Raw genomic sequence first — 2,733 nt, 5'->3', positions numbered from 1 at the left:
AGCGCGACGGCGAGCGCGTCGGTCGCGTCTCCGGCCAGCGCCTCGGCCGGCAGCGCGAGCATGCGCGTGACCATGAAGGCGACCTGGCTCTTCTCGGCCCGGCCCGAGCCCGTGACCTGGTGCTTCACGGTGGCGGGCGGGTACTCGTGGACCGGCAGACCGGCTTGCGCGCCCGCCAGGAGCACCACACCGCGGACGTGTCCGAGCACGAGCGCGGTGCGCGTGTTGGCCGCGTGGAAGACGTCCTCGACGGCCAGCGCGTCGGGGTCGAGGCGAGCGATCAGCGAGGCGATGCCCGCGTGGATGTGCCGCAGCTTCTCCGCGAGCGAGAGCCGGACGCCGGGCGCGAGCACGCCCGCTTCGATCAGACGGTGTCGCCGGCCGTCGCTCTCGACGGCTCCGTAGCCCGTGCGCTGGGACCCCGGGTCGACGCCGAGGACGATCATCTAACCGGCGGCCGCCGCCTCCATCTCCGCCTCGGAGATGTCGGAGTTGTCCCAGACGTTCGACACGTCGTCCTGGTCGTCGAGCGCCTCGACGAGCTTCAGCAGCTGCTGCGCCTTGCTGCCCTCGAGCACGACGTTGTTGTCGGCGAGCTTCTTGATCTCGGCCTCGTCGGGCTCGATCCCGGCCTTCTTGATCGCCTCGCGCACGGCCTCGAACGCGTGCGGCGTCGTGTAGACGGTGAAGCCGACGGCCTCGCTGACGATGTCGTCGGCGCCCGCGTCGAGCGCGATCTCCATCAGCTTGTCCTCGGTGGTCTTCCCGCTGGAGATCGCGATGACGCCCTTCGGCTTGAACATGTACGCGACGCTTCCGGCGCCGCCGAGGTTCCCGCCGTGCTTCGTGAACAGGTGGCGGATCTCGGAGACGGTGCGGTTGCGGTTGTCGGTCGTGCCCTCGACGAGGATCGCGACGCCGCCGGGCCCGTAGCCCTCGAGGACGAGGTCCTCGTAGGAGGTGCCCTCGAGCTCGCCCGTGCCCTTCTTGATGGCGCGGGTGATGTTGTCGGCGGGCATGTTCGACGCCTTCGCCTTGTCGAGGACGGTCCGCAGGCGCGGGTTGGAGTCGGGATCGCCGCCGCCGATCCGCGCGGCGATCGTCATCTCACGAATCAGCTTCGTGAAGACCTTGCCGCGCTTCGCGTCGAGCGCGCCCTTCTTGTGCTTGATGGTGTGCCATTTGGAGTGTCCGGACATCTGGCTTCTCCTGCAGCGGTGGGTCGAAGAAGTCTACACCGGCGCACGGCGCCGGGCGCAACGCAAAAAAAAGCCCCGGTCCACAGGACCGGGGCTGTCGAGCATGAGGAAAAAATCCCGGCAACGTCCTACTCTCCCACCAGGTCGCCCTGACAGTACCATCGGCGCAGGAGGGCTTAACGGCCGTGTTCGGAATGGGAACGGGTGTGACCCCTCCGCCATGGTCACCGGGATGAAGCTGTCAAGCCATCGACACCGAAGGATCATCCTCTACGAAGCTCCGCGGCGAGCAGCCTTCGCTGTCGCAGCGGCAAGGGGTGCTGTCGCACCGCCTACGGTTTCGGGCAGTGTAAACACCATGGTCAAGCCTCACGACCGATTAGTACCAGTTAGCTGAGAGCCTCACAGCTCTTGCACATCTGGCCTATCAACCTGGTGGTCTACCAGGGGTCTTTAGGCAGGTTACCCTGCGGGAGACATCATCTCGAGGCGGGTTTCACGCTTAGATGCTTTCAGCGTTTATCCCAACCGAACTTAGCTACCCAGCTATGCCTCTGGCGAGACAACTGGTGCACTAGAGGTTCGTCCATCCCGGTCCTCTCGTACTAAGGACAGGCCCTCTCAAGTCTCCTGCGCCCACAACAGATAGGGACCGAACTGTCTCGCGACGTTCTAAACCCAGCTCACGTACCGCTTTAATGGGCGAACAGCCCAACCCTTGGAACCTGCTACAGCTCCAGGATGCGATGAGCCGACATCGAGGTGCCAAACCTGGTCGTCGATGTGAACTCTTGGACCAGATCAGCCTGTTATCCCCGGCGTACCTTTTATCCGTTGAGCGATGGCCCTTCCACTCAGAACCACCGGATCACTAAGTCCTGCTTTCGCACCTGCTCGACTTGTAGGTCTCGCAGTCAAGCTCCCTTGTGCCTTTGCACTCGACGGCTGATTTCCAAACAGCCTGAGGGAACCTTCGAGCGCCTCCGTTACTCTTTAGGAGGCGACCGCCCCAGTCAAACTACCCGTCTAGCCCTGTTCCTCTCCCCGATGAGGGGAGCAGGTTAGAACCTAAGAACGTCAAGGGTGGTATCTCACCATTGGCTCCACCGAGCCCGAGAGCCCGATATCAAAGCCTCCCACCTATCCTGCGCAGAACGCACCCAAGTTCAAGGCTAGAGTGCAGTAAAGGTGCACGGGGTCTTTCCGTCTAGTTGCGGGAAACCGGCATCTTCACCGGTACTACAGATTCGCAGTGCCCCTCGTTGAGACAGCGCCCAAATCGTTACGCCATTCGTGCAGGTCGGAACTTACCCGACAAGGAATTTCGCTACCTTAGGACCGTTATAGTTACGGCCGCCGTTTACCGGGGCTTCAGCTCGAAGCTTCGCCTTGCGGCTAACCTCTCCCTTTAACCTTCCGGCACCGGGCAGGCGTCAGACCCTATACGTCGTTTTTTTGACTTAGCAGAGTCCTGTGTTTTTAGTAAACAGTCGCTTGGGCCGTTTCTCTGCGACCGCGGCCAGCTCAGAGAGCA

Annotated in this window: 2 protein-coding genes and 2 rRNA genes; all 4 read right to left on the bottom strand. The window is 62.8% G+C overall.

Annotated features, from left to right (window positions below):
• On the bottom strand, positions 1-446 hold a 446-nt coding region (gene ruvC, locus VI078_12670), incomplete at its 3' end, for a crossover junction endodeoxyribonuclease RuvC (protein HEY6000134.1).
• Entirely contained in the window at positions 447-1,199 is a 753-nt protein-coding gene (locus tag VI078_12665; protein HEY6000133.1) for a YebC/PmpR family DNA-binding transcriptional regulator, read from the bottom strand. It abuts the gene before it with no gap.
• A 115-nt stretch (positions 1,200-1,314) separates the two neighbouring features.
• Positions 1,315-1,431: ribosomal RNA gene (gene rrf, locus VI078_12660) — 5S ribosomal RNA — on the bottom strand.
• A 126-nt stretch (positions 1,432-1,557) separates the two neighbouring features.
• Positions 1,558-2,733, bottom strand: a 23S ribosomal RNA gene (locus tag VI078_12655); the annotation flags it as partial.

It is taken from the genome of bacterium, assembly GCA_036524115.1.
In the GTDB taxonomy this organism is placed as follows: Bacteria; JAUVQV01; JAUVQV01; order JAUVQV01; family DATDCY01; genus DATDCY01.
The sequence above is the reverse complement of the archived record's forward strand: the minus strand, read 5'-3'. Positions and strand labels throughout refer to the sequence as shown.